Origin of the sequence: Acinetobacter sp. RUH 2624 (genome assembly GCF_000162375.2) — a bacterium.
Lineage (GTDB): Bacteria > Pseudomonadota > Gammaproteobacteria > Pseudomonadales > Moraxellaceae > Acinetobacter > Acinetobacter nosocomialis.
Genome location: NZ_KI391939.1, coordinates 73,801 through 97,959, shown reverse-complemented (window position 1 = coordinate 97,959; position 24,159 = coordinate 73,801). Strand labels below are relative to the sequence as shown.

The window sequence follows — 24,159 nt, the reverse complement described above, 5'->3', positions numbered from 1 at the left end:
TTAGGGGCGTCGCCAAGTGGTAAGGCAGCGGGTTTTGATCTCGCCATCCGTTGGTTCGAATCCAGCCGCCCCTGCCATCTATTTCATTACATACCAACCGCCAAGGGTGCTTCATGCCCAATCTTGTCGTTTTTAGTGGAAATGCTCATCCACAGTTCGCTCAAAAAGTCGTAAGTCACTTACATATCCCTCTAGGTGCTGCATCAGTCGGTCACTTTTCTGATGGAGAAATTTCAGTAGAAATTACTGAAAATGTTCGTGGTAAAGACGTATTTATCGTTCAGCCTACTTGTGCGCCTACCAATGATAACCTTATGGAAATCTTGGTTATGGCAGATGCTTTGCGTCGTGCAAGTGCTGGTCGTATTACCGCTGTTATTCCTTATTTTGGTTATGCTCGCCAAGACCGTCGTCCACGTTCTGCACGTGTGCCGATTACAGCTAAAGTTGTTGCAGACATGCTTACCACTGTTGGTATTGATCGTGTCGTAATGATTGACTTACATGCTGACCAAATCCAAGGTTTCTTCGATATTCCAGTCGACAACATCTACGGTACTCCTGCTTTGCTTGCTGACTTACGTCAACAACAACATGATAACCTTATGGTGGTTTCTCCTGACGTTGGTGGTGTAGTACGTGCTCGTGCTGTAGCCAAACAGATGGGTGACATCGATTTAGCAATTATTGACAAACGTCGTCAAAAAGCCAACGAATCGCAAGTTATGCATTTGATTGGTGATGTAAAAGATCGTGATTGCGTTATTGTAGATGACATGGTTGATACTGCTGGTACATTGTGTAAAGCAGCTGATGCACTTAAGCAATTCGGTGCACGTCGTGTTGTTGCATATGCAACTCACCCTGTACTTTCAGGTAAAGCAATTGAGAACTTACGTAACTCAGTAATTGATGAGTTAGTCGTAACTGACACAATTCCTCTTTCTGAAGAAGCATTGAACTTGGGCAAAATCCGTCAAGTTTCTGTTGCTAGCATGGTTGCTGAAACGATTCGTCGTATTAATAACGAAGAGTCTATCAGCGCGATGTTCGATAGTTTATAATATTGCAGCTTTTTCTTAACCCTGGCCTTGGCTGGGGTTTTCTATCACTAAACTGGTCGCAAGTTTAGTTTATTTAATCTTTAATGAGGATTTATCTCATGGCAAACTTCGTATTCAACGCTCAAGCGCGTGCTGAAGACAAACAAGGGAAAGGTGCGAGCCGCCGCCTTCGTCGCGAATCTTTAGTTCCAGCTATCATCTACGGTGGTAACGCTGAACCTGTAAGTGTTACTTTAGAACTTCGTGAGCTTGTAAAAGCTTTAGAAAGCAATGCTTTCTTTGAAGAAGTTGTAGAAATCAAAGTGGGCGATAAAGTTGAAAACGTTAAAATCCAAGCGTTACAACGTCACCCATCTAAAAACACTCCTATGCACGCTGACTTCAAACGCGCATAAGTGTTTAAAGGCGTAAATTAGTGTCAAATATTTCGCTAATTGTTGGTTTGGGCAATCCTGGTTCAGAATATGCCCAAACCCGCCATAATGCAGGTTTTTGGTTCGTTGAACAGCTTGCAGATAAATATGGCATTACATTAAAAAATGATCCAAAATTTCATGGAATTAGTGGTCGTGGTAATATAGAAGGGCACGATGTTCGTTTACTTCTACCAACGACTTATATGAATCGTTCCGGACAAAGTGTTGTTCCTTTCTCAAAGTTCTATCAAATTGCTCCTGAAGCAATTCTGATTGCTCATGATGAACTTGATATGAACCCTGGTGTAATTCGTCTTAAAACAGGCGGTGGGCACGGCGGTCATAACGGTTTACGTGATATTGTGCCACATATTGGTCCAAATTTTCATCGTTTACGAATTGGTATTGGACATCCAGGTTCAAAAGAAAGAGTTTCTGGGCATGTACTCGGAAAAGCGCCAAGTAGTGAACAAAGCCTGATGGATGGAGCAATTGATCACGCTCTTTCTAAAGTGAAGTTACTTGTTCAAGGACAAATATCACAGGCCATGAACCAAATTAATGCGTATAAACCAACTTAAATTGTTGAACAATCAAGCTTGCTATCTTGCTTTTTTAGGAGCAAAATGCGCATCAGCCACATTGCCAGAACGGCAAAGGCAAAAGATTTCACTATAAGATCTTCTTAGGTCTACTCAGGAGACGCTAGCCATGCTATCTCGTTTATTAAAATGCAAAATTCACCGTGCAGTTGTAACCCATGCTGAACTTCACTATGAAGGTTCTTGTGCAATTGATGGCGTATTAATGGATTTAGCTGGTATTCGTGAATACGAAGAAATCCACGTTTGGAACGTAACTAATGGCAAGCGCTTCACAACTTACGCGATTCGTGGTGAAGATAACTCTGGCATTATTTCAGTAAATGGTGGTGCTGCTCACCAAGCAGATGTTGGCGATCTTGTAATTATTGCTACTTTTGGTGATTTCACCGAAGCTGAAGCAAATGCTCACAAACCACGTTTGGTATATGCAAACCCAGACAATACAGTCAACCACACAGCGAACTGCATTCCTGTGCAAGTTGCCTGATTAAAGATTTAAAAGCAAAAAAGCCCGTAAATACGGGCTTTTTTATACACCTTTATAAACTTCTAGCAGTCCCCTTCCACCAACTGTGCTGTTGCTTACAGTTTAAAGGCTGTAGCTCTTCTCCACGTAAATCAAATAAAATCGCCTCTCCTTTTGTATTTACTTTAAATTCAGCATACTTTGCTTTCCCATAACATTGAGCTAGACCTTCGGCAAATAAGAAGCTTCGAGAAGCTGGATATAAAGCCTGTAAACGATTTTCAGGATTTTTTAAAATTAAACGCTGCCCAGTAAATGAATTGTGAGTATCTAAAATGGTACGAACTACTCGATTTTGTGAATCTAAAATAACTTTTGCTGGAACAGAAGCATGATTAAAAATCACTTGATCTAAAGCCTCACTTTCACTTCCCGAAAGCGCTTTGAGAGATTGTAAATTTAATTCATATGCGAGCGCCATATAGTCCCCCTGTAAAATAGAGCGAGGGTCAACCGGCTTAAGCTTAATAAAAATACTTTTACCCTGATACAGGTGCCATTCATTTTTCGCAACCAAACCTGCAAAAAATAATACAGTGGCTACTGCAAGCATAAGGGAGAAATACTTTTTCATTACTTTTCCCCCTCAATAAAATTGCTTTTAGCTTCCTTCAGAAGCAATCCATATAAAGCCAACAATATAATTCCTGACACTAAGATTGATGCACTTTTAGCTAAAAAACTTAATTGTAAACTGTAATAAAGTTGCCAAAGCACAAAGGTAAATACTATGAGCGTAACACCATAAACAATGCGATCTTGATTTTTTAAAGCCCATGTCAAAATTACAAATAGAATGAATACATCAAAATAGCCGAGTGCAATAAGTGCTATGCCAAAAATTAAAAAAGCAACGAAAGTGATAGCTTGAAGCTGCCTATATAAATAGAAAAGGCTAAAACACAATAACCATAGACTTGGAAAAATATAGATAAACCATAATGGCTGATCAGCAGAATCAATCAACGCAAGCCCCATAAAATTGTCAAAGAATGAGCTCACAAAAATGACGCTAAGTACAGATAAAAAAATACTCCGCTCATACCGTAAAACCGCTTTACTCCCTATCAGTAGTATCAAGCTAAAAATCAAATAGTTAAGTAAAGTTAAATTGAAATAAGTTTGAGTAGAATGTACCGACCACAGTGAATGGTCTAGTTGCAGTATGTAGATAAATGCTATGCCATAAGTTGCGAGCATTTGAATTAAAACAAAGAACCAATGAGGCTTAAGAAAATAACTGACGCATAGAATAAAAATCTGGGCAATCAATACCCATAAAATTTGATTTGTTTCAGAACCAAGATGAAATAAAAAAGCAGTCTGTCCACTCACAAATAAACAATATGCAAATTGCCGAATGAAATAGCTTTGCGATTTTGTTAGTAAAGTTATAGCTATAGCAACAAAGATGATTCCAATAACTAAGGAAATAGTTTCCCAAAATACTAAAGTAAATGCTGCAAGTGCTAAGCCAGCAAGCCAAGCACCAATTGCTAAAGGAATGATATAAAAACGGCTTTGGCGAAAAATTCTTATTAAGAAATAACTAATGAGTGCAAACCAAATAAAAATAATGCCCGCAATCAATAAGAAAATGAATTCATTAGAATCTTTAAATAGATGATTAATACCATCAACAAGCCATATTGTAGCTGTCACGCCAAGAATAGCAGCCATTAAACTGGCACATAGCTGATCATTCTTTTTGAAGAAATAATAAAAAGCAATAATTCCTAGTAAGAACGCCGAGATCAGATAGGGTAAATTTTCACTTGATAAGAATTGAATCATCCCTGTTATTGAAATAACAGCAAACCAAGCAATAAAAACAAAACGTAAGGCTATATATTTCTTTTGACAGATCCAGAACTGTACAAGACTTAATAAATTTAGAGCAAAAAGATAAAGATAAGGAAACTTTTCTGCCCAGAAAGTCTGTTTAAAAAATAAAAATAGGGCGAGTTGGCTTGTAATACAAATTAAAGCAAAGATTCCAATATTTGGTCGATATAGCCACGGCAATAAAAGCAAAGTCCAAATCAAGAAAAGTAAATAACTGTCTGCACCAGTTTGATAAACTTGTCCAATTACAGCCAAACTCAAACCGATCATTAAGCCGCAAGTACCATGTAAAGTCTGCCGTATTCCCTCGCTTAAGGTATCTTTTATGCTCACCCAAGCTATGACAAGCAATATAACAGGTGGAATGATGAGTTGAATGCTATCAGGAAGCATCAACCAATTAGCAGCAATTAAGTACAGAATACTGAGCGCCATAAATACATAACTGAAAATATGGAGATGCTGAATAAATAAAGTATTCCTAAATGGATAATAGTCTCTTATCTGCATGAAACACCTGTTTTATTTATAATTTTCTATAAAAAAACATAGCATTCCCTTTTAAAGCCAACAAGTAAGCGCTTGTTAAAAACCTATTTCGATTTATGAAAATACTTATTCATAATGAGACTTAGCATTCTACAAAAGCATCTAGCCAATTTTGCCAAGCGCGCTATAATAAAACCCATCGCTTCAGGGCGGGGTGTAATTCCCCACCGGTGGTAAAGTTAATTTTCATATATAAATTAACAAGCCCACGAGCTTAAATTGTGTAATTTGAGCAGATTTGGTGAAACTCCAAAGCCGACGGTATAGTCCGGATGAAAGAAGACGACGAACTGGGATAAATCCGTTTTATTTCAGTGCCAGCCTGTTTTTACATCAGTCCTGAAATGTTCAACCGTATTTTTACGAGAGCGTTTCATTATGTCTAGCTTAATTCAACCAGAACTTTTTTTCTCAGCCCTCTCTCCTGCAGAACAGCGCATTCAACAAGCATTAGAAGATATCCGTCAAGGTAAACCTGTATTGGTGATGGATGACTTTGATCGTGAAAATGAAGCAGATTTAATTGTTGCAGCCGAAACCCTAACTGTTGAGACCATGGCACGTATGATTCGTGATGGCTCAGGTATTGTATGTTTATGCCTGACAGAAGAATTAGCAGATCATTTAGATCTTCCACCAATGGTTTCTCAAAACTCAAGTCAGTTTCACACTGCATTTACAGTGACCATTGAAGCTGCTCAAGGTGTTACCACTGGTGTTTCTGCAAAAGACCGTGTAACAACGATTAAAACTGCAATTAAAGATGGTGCTGTTGCAAGTGACTTAAATCGTCCTGGTCACGTTTTCCCATTACGTGCACGTAATGGCGGCGTGCTTACTCGACGTGGTCATACTGAGGGAACAATTGATTTAGCAAGATTAGCGGGTTTAAAACCTGCTGGTGTGTTATGTGAATTAACTAATCCGGATGGCACTATGGCATCAGGCATTCAAGTTTTGGCTTATGCGCAAACTCATCATTTAACTGTGATTACGATTGAAGAACTTGTTCAATATCGCCAACAACACGGTGTTTAAATAAAAAAAGGTTTGGCTTTATATCAAAGCCAAACCTTTAAATTAAAACTTACTTATATTTAAGAAACTTTCTTTTGTGCTGCCACTTCTTCAACATAGTCCAAGAGTTCAGAGAATTGATTAATCATTGCTTTTGGCTGTGCTTGAGCAAGTTCCTCTGCTGTTCCATAACCATAAGTCACAGCTACCGCCTCAATACCATTGTGGCGAGCACCTAAAATATCATATTGACGATCACCCACCATTAAACACTCTTCTGGATTTAATTGCTCACGTTCAAGAATATAATGGATAAGCTCAGCTTTATTGGTGCGTTCACCCGTTAATTCACTGCCATAAATATGTACAAAATACTGGCTTAATTCAAAATGGTCTAAAATTCGTTTTGCATAAATCGTTGGTTTAGCAGTAGCAACGAACAAACGATATCCTTCTGCTTTTAAAGCTTTAAGGGTTTCTGCAACAGATGGATATACTTCATTTTCAAATAAGCCAATCACCGAAAAACGCTCACGGTAAGCAAGTAAAGCTTGCTCAGCTAGAGCATCATCTTGGGTAGCTAATAATTTTGCTAATGATGCTTTTAATGGCGGTCCAATTGTCCAATCAATATTTAAATCGGCAGCTAAAGGATAACCAAGCTTCTCCATTGCATAACGAATTGATGTATGGATGCCAACTTTAGGGTCTGTTAAGGTTCCATCTAAATCAATCAAAATATGTTTTATAGCCATTCAATCACTAACCCAGTAAAGTATTTAATTCAATTGGTCGAGAGTTTAATTAAACTCTCTTATACTAACGTAAATTTAAATTGAAAAGGAAATAACCGTGCGTCCAACCGTACTTTGTTTCTCGGGTTTAGACCCTTCAGGTGGTGCAGGTTTACAAGCCGATATTGAAGCGATTGGACAAAGTGGTGCCCATGCAGCAATTGCGTGTACAGCTCTTACCATTCAAAACTCACAACAAGTATTTGGCTTTGAAGCAACCTCAAAAGAACTATTATTAGCCCAAGCAAATGCTGTTGTAGGCGATTTACCGATTAAATGTGTTAAGTCCGGCATGCTTGGCACAACAGATAATATTGCGGCTCTAGCCGAATTTTTACGTGCCCATCCTGACTATCAGTATGTATTAGACCCAGTATTAGTTGCTAATAGCGGTGGTTCTTTAGGAGATCAGGCAACTTTAGTTAAAGCATTTGTTGAGCTGATTCCCCTAGCGACACTTATTACGCCAAATACAGTTGAATTACGTGCATTAACAGGTATTGATGACTTAGAAGAAGCGACTCACAAGCTCTTTGAAATGGGTGCTAAAGCTGTATTAGTAAAGGGGGGACATGAAGATACCCCTAACTTCATTAAAAATAGTTTATATATTGATGGTGAACTTGCAGCGAGTAGTACTTGCCCTCGCCTTGAAGGTGAATATCATGGCTCAGGGTGTTCATTAGCAAGTTTTATTGCAGGTCGCTTAGCTTTAGGTGATTCTCTAAAAATTGCAGTACAGCATGCAGAAACATGGTTGTTTGGTGTTTTAAAAAATGCCGAAACACCTGTACCTAATGGACAAAAGATTCCAAAACGATTTTAACAACCAAATAAAAAGGCGCTTAAAGCGCCTTTTTATTTATTCCAATTACTGTGGAATACGTAAAACTTGCCCAGGGAAAATCTCATCCGGATCTTTGAGCATTGGTTTATTTGCTTCAAAGATTTTCGGATACTGGTTGGCATCACCATAAAACTCTTTCGCAATTTTTGAAAGATTATCACCAGATTTTACCGTATAAAATTTGCTTTCCGGTTCAGGCGTAGCAACGGTCATCTGGTCATCTACATGTGCAACATGATCGACGTTACCAACAATAAGAATAATCTTTTCTTTATCCGCTTGGCTTTGTACTTGACCATTAATAGTCGCAGTATCAGTTGAACCATTATATGTTACAGATAAGCCTTCCACCCCGAGGCCTAAACTTTTAATTAATCCTAATAATTTATTCGCTACTTCTTGTGCAGAAGGTTCTGCTGGCGTTGCTGGAGCTGGTTGTGGTTCTGCTGGTGCGGTATTTTTCTTACCAATACCTTTTACAAAATCAAAAAGACCCATTTTTAGTCCTCATCTTATTGTTTATAGTAAAGTCATTAAACTGACCCTTATTGTTATACTTGAAAAAAGAGACACCTCTGCTATCAATTGAGGTTGATCTTGTAAAAATATGTATCTCTCCCAATTATTTTACTCAAATAAAAAAAGCCACCTTACGGTGGCCTTCTTTTTAATCAGCAATATGCGAATTAACCAAGTTTTTTAGTTACATAGTCAATTGCAGATTGAACTGTAGTGATTTCGTTTGAATCTTCATCAGGGATAGTGATGTCGAAGTCATTTTCGAAAGACATAACAAGTTCAACTAAATCTAAAGAGTCAGCACCCAAGTCATCCATGAAAGATGCTTCGTTTTTAATCTCTTCAGCTTTAAGACCAAGTTGTTCTGCAACCGCTTGTTTAACGCGTTGTTCGATATCGCTCACAGGAATTCTCCTCATTGCTTGTGGCGTTTGATTTGCCACTAGTTTAATTGAATATAAAAATTTTTAAAAGTTTATACATCGGCGTTAGGCCATGTATAAACCACCATTTACATGTAATACCGTACCGGTAATGTAACCTGCTTTATCACTTGCAAGGAAACTCACCGCATTTGCGATATCTTGTGGCTCACCTAAGCGATTTAAAGCCACTTGATCACTCATTTTTTTGCGAATGTCTTCACTAAGTGCATCTGTCATTTCTGTTGCAATAAAACCTGGTGCCACACTGTTTACAGTGATTTGGCGGCTACCCATCTCTTTTGCAAGACTACGGCTAAATGCTTCAATACCTGCTTTAGCAGCAGAATAGTTCGCTTGGCCTGGGTTTGCAAAATGAGCTACAACAGAACTGATATTAATAATGCGACCAAAACGCGCTTTCGTCATACCCTTAAGCACGCGTTTAGATAAACGATAAACGGCTTTAAGGTGGATATTGAGGATGTCATCCCAATCATCTTCAGACATACGAAGCAACAAATTGTCTTTCGTAATACCTGCATTGTTAACGAGAACAAGTACAGGACCATAGTTCTGTTCAATATGAGATACGACTGCTTCAATCTCATTGAGATTGCGCACATCGAGAGCCAAACCTGTACCTTGCTCACCAAAGCTATCAGTTAGCTTTTGTGCACCAGATTCAGAAGTCGCAGTACCTACGACAAAATAACCGTCTTGAATAAGTTGCTGGGCAATTGCAGCGCCAATGCCCCGACTCGCGCCCGTTACTAATGCAACTTTGCGTTCTTGTGTCATGCAATTTTTCCTTCTGCCACTAAAACAGCATTTAGGGCATCTTCCATTTTGCTCTTACTATCAATAGAAAAAGCTTTTTCAATATTTGGTAAACGCTTTGCGAGATTACTCAATACTGTACCTGGGCCACACTCAACAATGTACTGAATACCTTGGTCTTGAAGAGACTGCATGGTACGAGTCCATTGTACAGACTGGTACAATTGTGCTGTTAAAGCCTGACGTAATTGAGCAACATCGGTAGCAATTCCCGCGTTGACATTTTGTATTACAGGAATGGTAGGTAGCTCAATGGCAGTTTGTTCCAAAGCTTCTGCAAATTTTTCTGCTGCCGGCTTCATCAATGAACAATGCGATGGAACAGAAACCGGTAAAGCAATTGCTTTAGCAGATTGTTCTTTTGCAAGTGCCATAACTTGCTGTACAGATGCAGTACTACCAGCAATCACAACTTGACCTTGTGAATTATAGTTTGCTGCTTCAACTGAACCTTGACCTGATGCACTCACGCTCTGGCACAATTCAACTACTTTATCATCAGCTAAACCAAGAATAGCAGCCATAGCGCCTTCCCCTTGAGGAACAGCATTTTGCATGAGTTTTCCACGCAAATTAACTAATTTAACTGCATCCGCCAAACTCATTGAACCTGCTGCAACTAAAGCGCTGTATTCACCTAAAGAGTGACCTGCAAGGTATTTAGGGGCTAAACCACCTAAATCTAACCATAAACGCCATAAAGCAATACTGGCAGTTAATAATACAGGTTGGGTATTTTCTGTTTGGTCTAAACCTTCACCACTTTGTGCAATGTGCCAAAGATCAAATCCTAGCGCGTCTGAAGCTTCGGCAAAAGTTTGCCCAACTCCACTAAACTGTTCTGCGAGTTCAGCGAGCATACCAACTTTTTGTGAACCTTGACCTGGAAACACAAATGCAGTTTTTGTGGCTAAAGCTACTTGTTCAAGACGTTTAGCAGACATAAGAAATCCTTTTTGGGTTTTCACTCATTTCTCTGGAACGGAAATTTAACATTTAATTTGTATATTTATAATTGCGAAAAACAACAAAAAAAGGGAGCTTTCGCTCCCATTTTTTCTATACTTAAGCATCACGCTTAATGCATATCATGCAATTATTCAGCATCAGCTGCTTTAGCGAATAATTGGCGACCACGGTAGAAACCGTCTTTAGTCACGTGGTGACGACGATGAGTTTCACCAGTTGCTTGGTCTACTGTTAATGCATTCTCGGTTAAAGCGTCATGTGAACGGCGCATGTCACGGCGAGAGCGACTTTTACGGTTTTGCTGAACGGCCATGATGGCTCCTTACAAAGATCGAAAAAATGGATCAGAACAAATTCAGTTGTCTTATCTCATAATCATAACACAAATTATGAGTTAAGTTTACCCTTCAAACCTGCCAAAACATCAAACGGGTTATCCCGTTTCTCTTCGACAACGTTCTGAATGGTAGGTTGATGTTTATGTTCACAAGCATCATGCTTGGGAGATAAAGGCATCAACAATAACAGTTCATCTTCTAGTAATGCGAGTAAGTTGATCGAAGCAGGTGTATCAAAATCACCTTTTGTCGAAGACTCACTTTCACCTAAAACGATGAAATCAGCATCCTCATCCAAGCGCTCTATCAGTGACTCATCATCTACAAGTGCAATATGAAAGTCAGAAACAATTGGCATTTCAACAGGTTCCAAACAACGTTGGCACTCCATTGGAACTTTTGTTTCCATGTGACCATCTAACCACACAATGCGATGATAGGCATCCATTGATAGCTTACAGTCTATGTTGATCAATTGGTTATCAATTGATCCAACAGCTTCACGAGCAATACGAGCAAGACGAGACAATGGCAGTTGACCTGACCATGTAAAGCCTTGTTCAGCCCATTTAAACGGCTCAATCTGTGCCGGAAAGGTATTTGCTGACATAATTAAGGCGGCAATTCTACAAATTCATCGGTACTCTGTCAAAGATTAAGATACAATTTTGTACTTCTTTAGACAGAACTCGGGGTAAATTAAGCAATGCACCTGTTGCAGCCGCAACCTGAAGTTAACACTTCATTACTCGTTTGCACCCATTCAACTCACCAAAACACTCTTTTACCTGACGTGGTGCAACTCTCACCATGGCCAAGCTCAAAATTAGAGTCTGAGCAAGTTGATTGGCTTATTTTACACTTTAATCACTGGTTTTCCCACCATAATGTGACATTAGTTCGTGGAGAATTTGAACCAGAATATTTCCCAGCAAATGAACATGAGCCAGCTAAAATCCAATTTGCTCATGGTTTTTTCAATAGCGCTTTGCATGAAATTAGCCATTGGACAATTGCAGGTGCAAAACGACGTCTGTTGCCCGATTTAGGTTATTGGTATGCGCCAGATGGCCGAACTAAAGAACAGCAGGATTTATTTGAACAAGTAGAAATTAAACCTCAAGCCATTGAATGGTTATTTGCCCAATCTTTTGGCAGAAAATTTAGAGTATCTCTAGATAACCTGACAGGTGATGGCGGAGATGGCAAAAAGTTTAAAGATAATGTTTATATCCAAGTTCAACGTTACTTTTCTGGTGAAGCTAAACTACCTGTTGATGCAGCAAGATTCATTGAATGTATTTGCCAATGTACACGATCAGGTACAGCGTTACAATTAGATGAATTTAAACGTGAACTCCTTGATTAAATGACAAAAAAACTACGTAAGTTACTTGCTTCCGAAGTTTGAAAAGTCTAATACTATTTTTAATAATGGCGTGATGGAGTCTCTAAAATATGCTGCATTTACATGTACATCCTGAAAATCCACAGCAACGCCTCATTGATCAAGCAGTTGAGCGTATTCGTGCAGGCGATGTTGTGGTCTACCCGACCGATGCTGCCTATGCAATCGGATGTCAGATTGGTAATAAAAATGCGATGGAACGTATTGCCCAGATTCGTGATTTAGGCCCTAAGCATCAATACGCAATTATGTGTTGTGATTTATCAGATATCGCGACTTATGCAAAAGTTGATAATGCGACGTATAGGTTATTAAAAGCAAATACACCTGCCATTACGACTTTCATTTTACCTGCAACAAGTGAAGTTCCACGCAGGTTAATGCATCCTAAAAAGAAAACGATTGGTTTACGCATTCCAAGTAACCCGATTTGTCAGGCTTTATTAAAAGAACTTGGTGAGCCTTTACTTACAAGTACATTAATTTTACCCGGACAAGAAGACCCACTTGATGATCCTTACGATATTGAAAGTCAGTTGTCTAAACGTATTGATGTCTTTATCGATGGTGGTTTTGGTACTTTAACAACAACTAGTATTGTTGATTTATCGGGTGAACATCCGGAAATTATACGTCACGGTGCTGGAGATGTAAGTGCTTTCGAATAAGCACTTATTCTCCTTTTTACCAATAGTTAAAAAAAAAGTATTATCAAGAAAAAAAATACTCTTTATTTAGTTTGGATTTTTTTTACACTTTAGTCGTTAAGCAATTTATTAAAAGCCACAATTCCTTTAGAATGTTTTTCACTATCTGCTGTTCTTCTGCTACAGCTCTTATTGACTTGAAAACAAGTCTCATGCTTTTGAAAATTCGCGTGGCTTATAATCGTAATGAACCAATCACTTCATCAATCCATGGAAGACGTTCCACACATCCGTGTTTTAGATGAGTGGCACGACACAATTCCTGAAGATCTTTATATTCCTCCGGCTGCTTTTGAGATTTTACTCGAACAGTTTGAAGGACCACTCGACTTTTTAATTTATCTGATTCAGAAAAACGGTTTTGATCTCATCCAGCTCGATATTGCACCTATTGCAACTCAATATTTGGCTTATATGGATAGTATGAAATCCTTAAATATTGAGTTGACTGCCGACTATATGGTTATGGCTGCTCTATTGGCTGATTTGAAATCTCGCTTACTCTTACCTAAACCTACAGTAGTGAGTATCGAAAAAGATCCTAAACAGGATCTTATTGATCGACTTGAAACTTATTTACGCATTAAACAAGCGGCTGAACGTTTAGGTCAAATGCCAGTTCTTGACCGTGATACATTTAGTGCCAATGTAAGCTTAGGTCATATCGCGCCTGTTTATGAAGGTTATGATGTTTCAGCATTACATGACGCTTTGTTTTGCGTATTTAATCGTCCTGAACCCGTAACACACACAATTGCGCAAGAGCCTGTACTGTTAGAAGAACGTATTGCTTATATTGAAGAGAAATTAGAGTCAGGCGACGTGTTAAGTTTTAAAGAATTACTTAATCCCCAACAAGGCCGTATGGGAATGGTTGTAACTTTTATGGCTGTTTTAGAATTGACCCGACAACAAAAGATTAAAATTATTGCTACAGGTATTGAAGCTCCATTGGCTATTCAAGGGTCTGCGGCATGAGTTTTGAACAAAATAATAATGATTTGTCATTAGCTGACATTCATCACGAAGTTTTATTGCAACTTGAAGCGATTATTTTTGCCAGTGAAGCACCTGTTTCGATTGCTCGTTTAAAAGAAGCTTTTAATAATCAATATAACAAACAACAGCTTCGTCAGCTTTTACAACAACTTGCCCTCTTACAACATGGCCGCTCTATTGAGTTGATTGAAACCGCGCAAGGCTTTCGTTTTCAGGTAAGATCCAAATATCGCAATATTATTGCGCAGATTTGGCCAGAGCGACCAACAAAACTGTCGCCATCTTTACTAGAAACCTTGGCTGTCATTGCGTATCATCAACCAGTCACGCGTGCTGATATTGAACAAATTCGTGGTGTATCTAATAATAGTCAGATTCTCAGAACGCTATTTGACTGGAACTGGATTAAAGAAGCCGGTTTTAGAGATTTACCCGGAAGACCTGCGTTGCTAATTACAACGCCTCAATTTCTGAATGCTTTTGGTCTAGCCTCTTTAGGCCAATTGCCTCCCCTACAGAACGCCAAGGAAGCATTTATGGCTCTCGATGCGAATGCACCGAAATCATAAAGAGGTGGACTGTTGATCATTATGTCTAAGGTTGTGCTGTCATGAGTGAAAAATTGCAAAAAGTATTAGCGCGAATCGGATTAGGTTCTCGCCGATATATGGAAGAGGTTATTGCCGCAGGACGCGTGAGTGTAAACGGCCGCGTTGCCCAAGTGGGTGAGCGCATTGAACCAGGCGATGAATTACGCATTGATGGCCGTAAAGTTCAGTTCCAGATCGAAGATGAAATTCGTCGTCGTGTACTGATTTATTATAAACCAGAGGGTGAGATCTGTTCACGTAATGACCCAGAAAAACGCCCAACTGTATTTGATCATTTGCCACAAATTGCAAATGACCGTTGGGTAATGGTAGGTCGTCTGGATATTAACAGTACAGGTTTATTACTATTTACAAACGATGGTGAGCTTGCTAACCGCTTAATGCACCCGTCTAATGAAATTGAACGTGAATACGCTGTACGTGTAATGGGTGAAGTAACACCACAATTACGCCAAAACATGGTCAATGGTGTAGAGCTTGAAGATGGCCCAGCCAAGTTCGAATCTTTCTCTGAAATTGGTGGTGAAGGTATTAACCGCTGGTATCAAGTTGTAGTGAAAGAAGGCCGTAACCGTGAGGTTCGCCGTATTTTCGAATCGCAAGGTCTTAAAGTAAGCCGCTTATTACGTACTCGCTACGGTACTGTTATTTTACCACGCGAATTACGTACTGGTCGTTGGATGGAACTCGATAAAACTGATATCGACAACTTAGCTAAATCTGTTGAGTTGAAACCACGTCAAGGTACAGGTTTATTTGGTATGGCAAAACGTCGTACTGACCGTATGACCGAAAAACCAATGGCAGCACGTCGTGGTGGTTATTTACGTCAACAACGTCGTGATGATGAAAAAGAAGCACCAACTAACACAGGTAATCAGCGTAAATCGACTGGTTTTAACCGTGGATTTAAAAAGTTCTAAGTAAAACTTTTAAATCAAAAAAACCGCTCACTTTAGAGCGGTTTTTTATTATTTAATTTCAATTAATTCATTTTTGCTAGTTCAATCCACTCAGCTTCTGGAAAATGAATAGCTAAATAGTTCTTTAAATAATTTGAAGTATCCTGCGAAATTAATGGATCTTTTGATTCATCTTTTAAGTTATAAACCAAAGCTTTTAATTTCAGACCGCGTGACTTAAGTGCCTCGAGACTAAGCAAAGTATGGTTAATACTTCCTAGACGACCAGATGTCACTAAAATAACAGGAAACTGATGCTGAGCAACATAATCAATGGTGAGTAAACTGGTGGTTAAGGGCACCATTAAGCCACCCGCCCCTTCTAATAATACAATTTCAAAACGCTCAGCTAATGTTTGAGTCGCATTTTCAATTTTTTGAAAATCGATTTCTCGATTATCAAGACGTGTTGCTAAATGAGGTGAAGCAGGATAACTAAAGATTTCGGGCATAGTCAGCTTATCGTGATCTTCTTGAAACCAACCTTGCCCCATAATTTCACGATGCTTTTCAATATCTTCAGAAATATCAGCATTACCTGTTTGAATGAGTTTTTGGGTAATTACTTTTTTACCCTGCTCAGTCCATAATTTTGCTAAAAAACCTGTCGCGTAGGTTTTACCAATTTCGGTATCAATCCCACTGACAAAATAGATCTGACCACTCATTTACTTCATTCTCCGGGCAATACAATAAATTGGGTGATATGTTAGGGCATATCCCTCGGCGTGCTTATACCGATCATAATCTTGATAAAACTGCTGTAAAGTTTGCTTGGTCCAACGGTGCTGCGCTGTCGCTGTTACACCAGTCGCTTTTAAATGTTGTAATACAGCTTTAGGTAAATCGAAATAGAGCTGAGTTTCTGACTCAGATAGATACAGAACTTCAAAACCAGCCTGAGTTAAGGCACTGTTCCAACTTTCAAGATTCCAATAATTTAAACCTTGTCCGGTTAGCTCTTTAATTTCAATTAGGTTCTTAGGGCCAAATGTTGAAAAGCATAGCCAACCACTGTCAGTTAAAACATCATTACAACGCTTCAGCAAAAGCGGCAAATCCTGCATCCATTGCAAGGCAGAACCTGAAACAATCATATCGAGCTGCTGAGGGAGTTCTAAGGTTTCAACATCTCCAATTAACCATTTTAAATGCTCTTCATGATTGAAGTGCTCCTGCACCTCTGAGTACAGATCATTCAAAATTAAATCTTCAATTTGAAAAGCTTCAACAAGCAGACGAGTTAAATTGCCAGAACCACAACCAATTTCAAAAACACGTCGTATCTTACTTGGGCAAAACTGCTTGAGTAAGCTTGTTAAATTTTGACAAATTTGTTTTTGAACAACTGCGTGCTCTGAATAGCTTTGACCTGCTTTAGCAAAACGCTCGGCAACTAAATTTTTATTCAGACTCACAGAAAACTCACCAGTGCTTCAAGCTCGTGTTGCTCGACCATTGACGTTAAAGAAATACGTAAACGCGAACTATTTTTAGGTACGGTTGGTGGGCGTACAGGCATGGCATAAAAACCACTTTCCTGAACCTGCTTCGCCTTATCGATAGCAGCCTGACTTTCTCCCACAATCACTGGAATAATATGGCTGGTCGATGGACTCAAATAACCCTTTTGTACCACTGCTTGTTGAAGATATTGGCTAATATTTTTTAAGTGTTCACGCTGAGGTTGAGCCACTAATACTTTTTGAAAAATAAAATTTGCCCAAGCCATAACAATCGGAGGTTGAGCGGTACTAAAAATAAGCGGGCGCATTTTATTAATGAGATAATCTTTAATAATTGGATGGCAAATAATATAACCACCGACTGCTGCTAATGCTTTACCTAGGGTACCAACTAGAAAATCAATTTCCTGAATTACATTATATTGTTCAGCACACCCTAAACCTTGCTGTCCACGTACGCCAATTGAATGTGCCTCATCGACATAAAGCATGGTTTTACCAAAACGTTTTTTAAGCTGGACTAAAGCGGTTAAATCCGTTTCATCACCATCCATACTAAAAATACTTTCCGTGACCACAATGATTCGTTCAATCTTGTCATCATCATGATACTTTTGTAGAAGCTGTTCTAAGTGCTGTAAATCATTATGTCGATACCGCACATACTGGGCACCAGACAAACGGATCCCATCAATCATACTGGCATGAACTAACTTATCTGCCAAAATTAAAGTTTTACTATCAGCAACAGCGGGCAAAATACCAATATTCATATGGTAGCCACTATTGAATAACAGAGCTGCCCGTCCACCAAATGCTTGGCTTAGGCTATTTTCCAACTGTTCATATTCATCAAAATTACCTGTCAATAAACGGGCCGATGAAGAACTAAAATAGCTGCGTTCTAACGGTAAGCTATCTAAAAACTCTTGGCGAAGATTAATATCAGCCGCCAGTCCAAGATAGTCATTTGAAGCTAAGTTGAGCATTGTTTTATTTTTAATTGTAATAAAACGACCATGCTGCACATTTTGGGTAAATTGTCTGAAGTTACCTTGTTGTTTTAACTCATCTAACTCGGTAGCAAAATGATCGAGCAATGACATTTTAATGTGCCCCCTGCATCGTTTTAACTACTTCAACCAACTGTTCAAGCAAGTCACTTAACTCTTGTTGAGTAATAACATAAGGTGGCATCACATAAACCAGTTTGCCAAAAGGACGAATCCAGATTCCACGCTCTACAAATTGTTGCTGTAAAGTTTTCATATCGACATTAAAGGTGAGTTCTACCACACCAATTGCACCGAGCACTCTTACATCAGCAACATAATCAAGCTGGCTTAAAGGTGCTAGATATTGGCTAAGCTGTTGCTCAATTCGCTTAATATTGGCCTGCCAATCTTGCTCAATTAATAATTGCGTACTTTTTAAAGCAACGGCACAAGCGAGTGGATTGGCCATAAAAGTTGGGCCGTGCATAAATACCCCAGCCTCACCGCGACTAATGGTTTCAGCAACATGCTTTGTCGTTAAAGTCGCAGACAAAGTCATATAGCCACCAGTTAACCCTTTACCTAGGCACATAATATCTGGCTCGACTTGCGCATGTTCCCAAGCAAAAAGCTTACCTGTACGACCAAAACCAGTAGCAATTTCATCGAAAATTAACAACAGATGATATTGTTCACAAAGCGCTTTAGCCTGACGTAAATATTCAGGATGATAAAAGCGCATGCCCCCTGCACCTTGAACAATCGGCTCAATAATGAGTGCAGCAAGGTTTTCATGATTTTGCTGAATGGCTTGCTCTAGCTCGGCAATATCTTTTTGGTTCCATTCTTCATTAAATTTAGTTTGTGGTGCTGCTACAAAAAGACGATTCGGTAAGCTGGTACCAAAAATCTGATGCATACCTGTCACAGGATCACACACAGACATCGCATTCCATGTATCGCCGTGGTAACCGGACCGTGTGGTAATAAAGTTTGTTTTTTGTGGTTTTCCCTGTGCTGTCCAGAATTGCACAGCCATTTTTAAAGCAACCTCAACAGCGACCGAACCTGAATCTGCATAGAAAATTTTATCGAGACTTGGTGGGGTAATTTTTAAAAGAATTTTACCAAGCTCAATAGCAGGATCGTGAGTCAAACCACCGAACATGATATGTGACATGTTTTGTAGTTGATCGGTCACTGCTTGATTAAGTTCAGGGTGGTTATAACCATGTATTGCACACCACCAAGACGACATACCATCAATTAAAGTTCTACCATCATCAAGTTCAATCGTTGCCCCATAGGCACGCTTCACTTTAAATGTGGGTAAAGGTTGGGTCATTGAAGTATATGGATGCCAAATATGTTCCAAATCAAAATTATCGGTCATCCTCTATACCCTTTTACAGCAATCAAATCTTTCATTTAACGCATGTTAAACCTGTTAAGAATGAAAGAAAATTGCGAGATCAACCAAAGCTTATGAAATTTGCTGATGAATTATTAAAAATTGGCAGATTTCTTCAATTGTTCTTTCAGCCTGCAAGTAAGGAAAAGCGTGCGTAGCGTCTTTTAGCAACTTATAAGTCATGTTTTCTGTAGCGAAATCCTTAAAATTCTCGATAATTTTGCAAGGAATGACATTATCTTGCTCAGCAAACAGGTGAAGCTGTAGACCTGGATAATTTTTCAAGTTACCTACCAAGTTTAACTGTTCTAACATTTTTAAACCGTCTACCAGTATTTCCTGTGCGGGTGGATTTGCGATGTTTTGTACGCTCATCCAATCTTGTTTCGCTTGAGATGAGCCAAGTGTAATCAAATAATAAAAACGCTTTAAAGTGGCTTGTGGGTTCTGTAAAAAAGACCCTTTAAATTGACTAAATACATAAGCAGGCATTGCGGTTTGCCAATTATCATGAGCAACAAAACAAGGATTCGACGCGAGCGTAATTAATATTTTTGTTTGCCCTGTTTGCTTGTAAAAAATATCAACCAGTTGAGTTGCTAACTGCCCACCTAAGGACCAGCCTATTACCACATCAACTTCAGCCACTAAATCAAGCCGTGCTTGAAAGCTACTATCTAAAACATTAAAAATATTAATCAGTTGTGTGTCATAGCCAAATTTATTTAAACCTAATTTTAACGATTGCAGAGGTTCTATACCTACTCCCCACCCTGTAATCAATAAAATTTTATTTTGTAACTTCATATGCCTATCCACAGTCAACTTTAGGAAGATTATATATGAAGTTCAATTCTAAATATCTTTTAAAATCAACAGAACACTTGAATTTCAAAAAGTAAAATCAGTCATTTATAGTAGATAAATATTCTGAAATATATTGATATACAAGAGCTAAAATATTCATATGAAATATACAAAAATTTAATTATCTAAACATTGAAGCAAATCAAAAAACAACATAATCCACACTTCCCCCATAAATCCATTGTGCAATGTAATTAATGTTAATAGTTATGTTTTTTTATTAAAAAAAATGACTCATCAATTCACTTTAATGTTAGAAGATTAATTAATGATCAAAATAATGGGCGGATTAATATGAATACTCAAAGTGAAATATCTGACGGGAGAGAAAAAGATACATATTTTGTTACACCCAACGATATTATAAACACCTTACCTGTAGATAAAAATTATTGTTTATTTCTGGATATTGATGGAACATTAGCTCCATTTCAAATTCATCCTGAGCATAGTTTTATACCTAATACTACATTAGAAGTTATAAAAAAAATTATTGAATTAAATATACCAGTGATTGCTGTAACAGGACGTGATGTTGAAACAGCTAATAAGCTATTTCAGTCTATTGAAATTCCTATAGCTGGCTTACATGGTTTAGATATTTATTTTGATTCCGACAATTATATTCGTCCAGATTTAAGCAATATTAATTTCAAAAAATTAAAAGAAGATATTATAAAATCTTGTGAAAAATATCCCGATTTATTAATTGAGGATAAAGGATATTCTATTGCTTTACATTATCGAAAAAAACCAGAATTAGAAGATAATGCATTTTATATTATGCAACAAATTAAATACTTCTATCCTCAATTAAAATTAAATAAAGGTAAATTTGTCATTGAGTTATTACCTAAACAGGCAGATAAAGGTAAAGCAATTCAAACAATATTAGACCATCTTAATTTACCATTAATTCACCCAATATTTATTGGAGATGATTTAACGGATGAATCGGGTTTCACTTTTATTAATCAACAATTTGGTACTTCAATTAAAGTAGGTTCTGGTGAAACAGAAGCTCACTATAGATTAAAAGATATTAACAGCGTTTCTAATTTTCTTTTTTTCTTTCTAGAAAAAATCAAAAAGTTATACGTCAAAAATAGTCAAGATCAGAATGGAGAACAAATATGTCTAAATTAATCGTGTTATCGAATCGAATAAGTATGCCATCAGGTAAGGCCTCAGCAGGTGGCCTTGCAGTAGCTGTACAAGACGCATTAAATGACAGTAACGGTATTTGGTTAGGCTGGAACGGTCAGCAAATTACCGATACTGAAGCGCCTGAATTCGATCAGGCATATTCTCATGGAATTGACTACATTACCTGCCCTCTTACACATCAGCAATATGCACAGTACTACTGCGGTTTTGCTAACAAAGTTTTATGGCCTGCCATGCATGATCGAGATGAACTGATCGAATATGATGCTGAAGAATATAATACTTACCAAAGGGTTAACCGTTTATTTGCTGAAAAATTAAAAGAGACTGCTCAGCCTGATGATCTGATTTGGGTACATGACTATCACTTTTTTAGTGTAGCTCGTCATTGCCGCGAATTAGGTATGCAAAATAAAATCGGTTTCTTTTTGCATATTCCTTTCGCAAGCTTAAACATTTGGAGCAAAATTCCAGTTGCACTGCAGTTGGTACAAGACCTTTGCCAATATGATGTAGTTGGCCTACAAACCCAAGCCGATCAAAACACCTGTATGCAAACGTGTATGGGCTTACTTGAAGCTCAAAAAATACTAAGTGACCGAATCAGCTATAAAAAACGTCAAGTACTCATAAAGTCCTACCCTATTGGCGTGCAACCAGAACTTATTCAGCGCCAAGCACAACAGGCATTTCATACTCCCTATGTATTTAACTTTGAAGATATACCACGTCAAAAAACCATTATTGGCGTTGACCGGATTGATTATTCAAAAGGTCTGCTTGAACGCTTCAATGCATTTGCGACCTTCTTGGAAACTAACCCTGAATATCATGGACTGGTACGCCACCTTCAAGTTGCAACACCTTCACGTACAGATATTCCGGCTTATCAACGCTTATACCAACGATTTAAAACCAAGTTAGAACTGATTAATGAAGAGTTTGCTCACGAAGACTGGCGTCCAATTGATTGTTGCTACGACACTGTTCAACATGACAGTCTCATGCATATTTATCGTCGCTCTGATATTTGCTGGATTAGCTCATTACGGGATGGTATGAACTTGGTCGCAAAAGAATATATTGCGGCTCAAGATCCAGAGAACCCAGGTGTGCTGATCTTATCTAAATATGCCGGTGCTGCTGAGCAAATGACTCAGGCCTTAATTGTTGACCCATTAGATCGGGCAGCGATGATGGATACTCTAAAAACCGCTCTAGAGATGTCTAAAGCTGAACGTATTAATCGTTATGAACAGTTAATAGAAGGTCTGGCAGCCACTGACCTTAGCGATTGGAGAAATAATTTCTTGAAAGATCTTGAAAATGCTCCAACCTTTACGAAGACTAAGTTGTCATTACAAGACAAGTATCAACCCACTTATCATGTTTTGTAATGATTTAAGCTTATAGAACATCGAGAAGTTTTTCTCGATGTTCTATCGATTGGTAAATTGACTTAAGTTATTTTGCCTTTACAAGAGTAAAGCGATTGAGTATGGCAATCATAGTTAATAAAACCGCTACCCCAGATAACACTGTGGTTAGACTGGTCCACTGGCCAATCAAGCCAATTAAGGCGGGACCACTTAATGAACCTGTATAAGCAATCGTTGACACTAAAGATAGTGCCGCAGCCTTCGGCATATCATTTTGGCGTCCAACACGAGAGAACATGACTGGTACAATATTAGAACAGCCTAAACCCAAAAGTGCATAACCCAATACGACAACTTGCCAAACAGGTGCCATCACAATAGTAACCATAGCAAGGGCTGCAACAATTGCACTATAAGTCACAATAGTTTTCTCACCCCATTGTTTTAACAAGAGATGCCCTGCAAAACGACCACTTGTCATACTAAGCGCGAAGAAAGTATAGGCCAGCCCAGCAAAAGCAGGGTTAAGATGATATTTACTGGTCAAATAAATACCACCCCAGTCCATTGCTGCACCTTCTGACAAGAAAGCAATAAAACACATCATTCCAATCAACAGGATCGCACCATTCGGACGCGAAGTTTTTTTAGGTGCGTCAGTTATTTCAGCTGCACCTTGTTCATCTTGCTCAAATGTTGTTAAAGCAGATGGAATAGCAACAAAGCTCACGACCATTAAAATCATGACCACAGATAGCGTACTCATGAGTGGTGAAAGGCCAATTGCTAGTAGCGTGGTGACGAGCATGGCGCCTATTAAACCACCAAGGCTGCACATACCATGGAAACTAGACATGAGCGCACGTAAGCTGTGTTTTTCCACCACAACTGCCTGCAAATTAATAGCTACGCCAAGGCTGCCTGCTGCTGTACCAAAAATAAATAACGCCACAGCCATCGATACAAGACTATGCCAGATCGTTAAACTTGGTAGTAACACCATTAAGAGTATGGTCGCCACAGCAATTAATGGACGACATCCCCAACGCTTAACTAAAGCCCCTGTCGCAGGCATAGCAATCATTGAGCCGATTCCCATACAAAGCAGCAATAAACCAAAATTTGCATGATTTAGGTTTAAACGTTGCTGTGCATACGGAATGAGTGGTGCCCAAGCAGATATCGCAAAGCCCAAGCTAAAAAAGCTAAGACGAGTTGCTAATCGTTGTGTGCTTAAGAGAGTAGCTGTATCTAAAACAGCAGGTTTGGAAAATAACATATACGCGAAGCTCACCATAAAACCATTGGCGATCCATACCAACCGATTCCCCATAGAAAAACCCCTGCCTTATTAAGTTCCAGGCAAGGGTTTTTGTTGGCGAAATTATATCCAATTCCACAAAAAAAACATGGGGTCTGATACAAATTTTCTGACT

At 38.6% G+C, this 24,159-nt stretch carries 28 protein-coding genes, 1 tRNA gene and 1 riboswitch; of the genes, 14 read left to right on the top strand and 15 right to left on the bottom strand.

Features of this window, described 5'->3' with window-relative positions; all coding sequences use genetic code 11:
- The first annotated feature begins 2 nt into the window (after positions 1-2).
- The 5 genes from HMPREF0014_RS07225 (at position 3) to panD (ending at position 2,572) form a co-directional block, all read left to right on the top strand.
- Positions 3-77, top strand: a tRNA-Gln gene (locus tag HMPREF0014_RS07225).
- Between the two features lie 36 nt (positions 78-113).
- Positions 114-1,064 carry a ribose-phosphate pyrophosphokinase gene (locus tag HMPREF0014_RS07220; protein ID WP_002050293.1) on the top strand — a complete coding sequence of 317 codons (951 nt, stop codon included), beginning with the start codon at positions 114-116 and terminating at the stop codon, positions 1,062-1,064.
- A 98-nt stretch (positions 1,065-1,162) separates the two neighbouring features.
- Complete coding sequence (gene rplY, locus HMPREF0014_RS07215) at positions 1,163-1,459, top strand: 50S ribosomal protein L25 (protein WP_002050375.1); 297 nt, start codon at positions 1,163-1,165, stop codon at positions 1,457-1,459.
- 20 nt (positions 1,460-1,479) lie between these two features.
- Entirely contained in the window at positions 1,480-2,061 is a 582-nt protein-coding gene (gene pth / locus HMPREF0014_RS07210) for an aminoacyl-tRNA hydrolase (RefSeq protein ID WP_006581102.1), read from the top strand.
- Between the two features lie 130 nt (positions 2,062-2,191).
- Complete coding sequence (gene panD / locus HMPREF0014_RS07205) at positions 2,192-2,572, top strand: aspartate 1-decarboxylase (protein WP_000952664.1); 381 nt, start codon at positions 2,192-2,194, stop codon at positions 2,570-2,572.
- A gap of 52 nt (positions 2,573-2,624) precedes the next feature.
- On the opposite strand, the gene HMPREF0014_RS07200 is transcribed toward panD, so the two are convergent.
- A complete protein-coding gene (locus tag HMPREF0014_RS07200) occupies positions 2,625-3,185 on the bottom strand; it encodes a GDYXXLXY domain-containing protein (RefSeq protein ID WP_006581103.1) in 561 nt (186 codons plus the stop codon).
- The gene (locus HMPREF0014_RS07195; protein ID WP_006581104.1) at positions 3,185-4,966 is read right to left on the bottom strand and encodes a DUF2157 domain-containing protein; all 1,782 of its coding nucleotides are present in this window, start codon (positions 4,964-4,966) and stop codon (positions 3,185-3,187) included. The genes HMPREF0014_RS07200 and HMPREF0014_RS07195 overlap by 1 nt, the downstream gene beginning before the upstream one ends.
- Before the next feature lie 176 nt (positions 4,967-5,142).
- Positions 5,143-5,293, top strand: a riboswitch (FMN riboswitch).
- A gap of 90 nt (positions 5,294-5,383) precedes the next feature.
- On the opposite strand from HMPREF0014_RS07195, the gene ribB reads away from it, so the two are divergent.
- Positions 5,384-6,043, top strand: a complete 660-nt coding sequence (gene ribB / locus HMPREF0014_RS07190) for a 3,4-dihydroxy-2-butanone-4-phosphate synthase (RefSeq protein WP_006581105.1) — start codon at positions 5,384-5,386, stop codon at positions 6,041-6,043.
- Between the two features lie 59 nt (positions 6,044-6,102).
- Here the strand turns inward: ribB and HMPREF0014_RS07185 are convergent, their stop codons facing one another.
- Positions 6,103-6,777, bottom strand: coding sequence for an HAD-IA family hydrolase (locus HMPREF0014_RS07185; RefSeq protein WP_006581106.1), 675 nt, complete (start codon positions 6,775-6,777; stop codon positions 6,103-6,105).
- A 97-nt stretch (positions 6,778-6,874) separates the two neighbouring features.
- On the opposite strand from HMPREF0014_RS07185, the gene HMPREF0014_RS07180 reads away from it, so the two are divergent.
- On the top strand, positions 6,875-7,642 hold the full coding sequence (locus HMPREF0014_RS07180; protein WP_006581107.1) for a hydroxymethylpyrimidine/phosphomethylpyrimidine kinase: 768 nt from the start codon (positions 6,875-6,877) through the stop codon (positions 7,640-7,642).
- Positions 7,643-7,687: 45 nt separating this feature from the next.
- On the opposite strand, the gene lysM is transcribed toward HMPREF0014_RS07180, so the two are convergent.
- The 6 genes from lysM to HMPREF0014_RS07150 form a co-directional block, all read right to left on the bottom strand.
- The gene (lysM, locus tag HMPREF0014_RS07175; protein WP_002050305.1) at positions 7,688-8,161 is read right to left on the bottom strand and encodes a peptidoglycan-binding protein LysM; all 474 of its coding nucleotides are present in this window, start codon (positions 8,159-8,161) and stop codon (positions 7,688-7,690) included.
- A gap of 188 nt (positions 8,162-8,349) precedes the next feature.
- Positions 8,350-8,586, bottom strand: coding sequence for an acyl carrier protein (gene acpP, locus HMPREF0014_RS07170; protein ID WP_001279871.1), 237 nt, complete (start codon positions 8,584-8,586; stop codon positions 8,350-8,352).
- Between the two features lie 84 nt (positions 8,587-8,670).
- Positions 8,671-9,405 (bottom strand): 3-oxoacyl-ACP reductase FabG, encoded by a 735-nt coding sequence (gene fabG / locus HMPREF0014_RS07165; RefSeq protein ID WP_006581108.1) that lies wholly within the window; start codon positions 9,403-9,405, stop codon positions 8,671-8,673.
- Positions 9,402-10,388 carry an ACP S-malonyltransferase gene (fabD, locus tag HMPREF0014_RS07160; RefSeq protein ID WP_001274818.1) on the bottom strand — a complete coding sequence of 329 codons (987 nt, stop codon included), beginning with the start codon at positions 10,386-10,388 and terminating at the stop codon, positions 9,402-9,404. Before fabD ends, fabG begins: the two co-directional genes overlap by 4 nt.
- A 152-nt stretch (positions 10,389-10,540) precedes the next feature.
- Positions 10,541-10,726, bottom strand: a complete 186-nt coding sequence (gene rpmF, locus HMPREF0014_RS07155; RefSeq protein WP_000290730.1) for a 50S ribosomal protein L32 — start codon at positions 10,724-10,726, stop codon at positions 10,541-10,543.
- A 74-nt stretch (positions 10,727-10,800) separates the two neighbouring features.
- A complete protein-coding gene (locus tag HMPREF0014_RS07150) occupies positions 10,801-11,361 on the bottom strand; it encodes a DUF177 domain-containing protein (protein ID WP_002050389.1) in 561 nt (186 codons plus the stop codon).
- Positions 11,362-11,457: 96 nt separating this feature from the next.
- On the opposite strand from HMPREF0014_RS07150, the gene HMPREF0014_RS07145 reads away from it, so the two are divergent.
- From HMPREF0014_RS07145 to rluB, 5 genes are all read left to right on the top strand, one after another.
- Positions 11,458-12,120 (top strand): elongation factor P hydroxylase, encoded by a 663-nt coding sequence (locus HMPREF0014_RS07145; protein WP_006581109.1) that lies wholly within the window; start codon positions 11,458-11,460, stop codon positions 12,118-12,120.
- Between the two features lie 89 nt (positions 12,121-12,209).
- Positions 12,210-12,827, top strand: a complete 618-nt coding sequence (locus HMPREF0014_RS07140; protein ID WP_002050309.1) for an L-threonylcarbamoyladenylate synthase — start codon at positions 12,210-12,212, stop codon at positions 12,825-12,827.
- A gap of 225 nt (positions 12,828-13,052) precedes the next feature.
- On the top strand, positions 13,053-13,844 hold the full coding sequence (locus tag HMPREF0014_RS07135) for a segregation/condensation protein A (protein WP_006581110.1): 792 nt from the start codon (positions 13,053-13,055) through the stop codon (positions 13,842-13,844).
- Entirely contained in the window at positions 13,841-14,434 is a 594-nt protein-coding gene (scpB, locus tag HMPREF0014_RS07130; RefSeq protein WP_002050325.1) for an SMC-Scp complex subunit ScpB, read from the top strand. Before HMPREF0014_RS07135 ends, scpB begins: the two co-directional genes overlap by 4 nt.
- A gap of 41 nt (positions 14,435-14,475) precedes the next feature.
- Complete coding sequence (rluB, locus tag HMPREF0014_RS07125) at positions 14,476-15,399, top strand: 23S rRNA pseudouridine(2605) synthase RluB (protein ID WP_006581111.1); 924 nt, start codon at positions 14,476-14,478, stop codon at positions 15,397-15,399.
- Positions 15,400-15,461: 62 nt separating this feature from the next.
- Here the strand turns inward: rluB and bioD are convergent, their stop codons facing one another.
- The 5 genes from bioD to HMPREF0014_RS07100 form a co-directional block, all read right to left on the bottom strand.
- Complete coding sequence (bioD, locus tag HMPREF0014_RS07120) at positions 15,462-16,106, bottom strand: dethiobiotin synthase (RefSeq protein WP_002050388.1); 645 nt, start codon at positions 16,104-16,106, stop codon at positions 15,462-15,464.
- Positions 16,107-16,856 (bottom strand): malonyl-ACP O-methyltransferase BioC, encoded by a 750-nt coding sequence (bioC, locus tag HMPREF0014_RS07115; RefSeq protein ID WP_002050352.1) that lies wholly within the window; start codon positions 16,854-16,856, stop codon positions 16,107-16,109. It lies immediately after the preceding gene.
- Positions 16,853-18,010, bottom strand: a complete 1,158-nt coding sequence (locus HMPREF0014_RS07110; RefSeq protein WP_006581112.1) for an 8-amino-7-oxononanoate synthase — start codon at positions 18,008-18,010, stop codon at positions 16,853-16,855. Before HMPREF0014_RS07110 ends, bioC begins: the two co-directional genes overlap by 4 nt.
- A 1-nt stretch (position 18,011) precedes the next feature.
- Entirely contained in the window at positions 18,012-19,292 is a 1,281-nt protein-coding gene (bioA, locus tag HMPREF0014_RS07105) for an adenosylmethionine--8-amino-7-oxononanoate transaminase (protein WP_006581113.1), read from the bottom strand.
- A 90-nt stretch (positions 19,293-19,382) separates the two neighbouring features.
- The gene (locus HMPREF0014_RS07100) at positions 19,383-20,117 is read right to left on the bottom strand and encodes a hypothetical protein (RefSeq protein WP_020992188.1); all 735 of its coding nucleotides are present in this window, start codon (positions 20,115-20,117) and stop codon (positions 19,383-19,385) included.
- Between the two features lie 354 nt (positions 20,118-20,471).
- On the opposite strand from HMPREF0014_RS07100, the gene otsB reads away from it, so the two are divergent.
- A complete protein-coding gene (gene otsB, locus HMPREF0014_RS07095) occupies positions 20,472-21,323 on the top strand; it encodes a trehalose-phosphatase (RefSeq protein ID WP_006581115.1) in 852 nt (283 codons plus the stop codon).
- Positions 21,311-22,741 carry a trehalose-6-phosphate synthase gene (locus HMPREF0014_RS07090; protein WP_006581116.1) on the top strand — a complete coding sequence of 477 codons (1,431 nt, stop codon included), beginning with the start codon at positions 21,311-21,313 and terminating at the stop codon, positions 22,739-22,741. The genes otsB and HMPREF0014_RS07090 overlap by 13 nt, the downstream gene beginning before the upstream one ends.
- Before the next feature lie 67 nt (positions 22,742-22,808).
- Here the strand turns inward: HMPREF0014_RS07090 and HMPREF0014_RS07085 are convergent, their stop codons facing one another.
- Complete coding sequence (locus HMPREF0014_RS07085; protein WP_002050338.1) at positions 22,809-24,002, bottom strand: MFS transporter; 1,194 nt, start codon at positions 24,000-24,002, stop codon at positions 22,809-22,811.
- Positions 24,003-24,159: the final 157 nt, after the last annotated feature.